The organism is Phytoactinopolyspora endophytica (assembly GCF_004138495.1).
In the GTDB taxonomy this organism is placed as follows: Bacteria; Actinomycetota; Actinomycetes; order Jiangellales; family Jiangellaceae; genus Phytoactinopolyspora; species Phytoactinopolyspora endophytica.
This window is the reverse complement of sequence record NZ_ML142858.1, coordinates 97414-97641: the sequence shown is the minus strand read 5'-3', so window position 1 is coordinate 97641 and position 228 is coordinate 97414. Positions and strand designations below refer to the sequence as shown.

The following is a 228-nucleotide window of genomic DNA, read 5'->3' as shown; positions in this document are numbered from 1 at the left end:
CCGTCGACGCCGGGGTGGCCCGCACCAAGCTCCCGGAGAGCGACGTCGCGGGCCGGGCCACCGTCTTCATCTTCCCGGACCTCAACACCGGCAACAACACCTACAAGGCGGTGCAGCGCAGCGCCGGCGCCGTCGCGATCGGACCCGTATTGCAAGGACTGCGCAAACCGGTCAACGACCTGTCACGCGGAGCCCTGGTGCGCGACATCGTCAACACCATCGCCATCA

1 protein-coding gene is annotated in these 228 nt (G+C 68.0%); it reads left to right on the top strand.

Annotated elements, in window-relative coordinates:
- On the top strand, window positions 1-228 hold a 228-nt coding region (locus ELR45_RS38425), incomplete at both ends, for a phosphate acyltransferase (protein ID WP_276320707.1).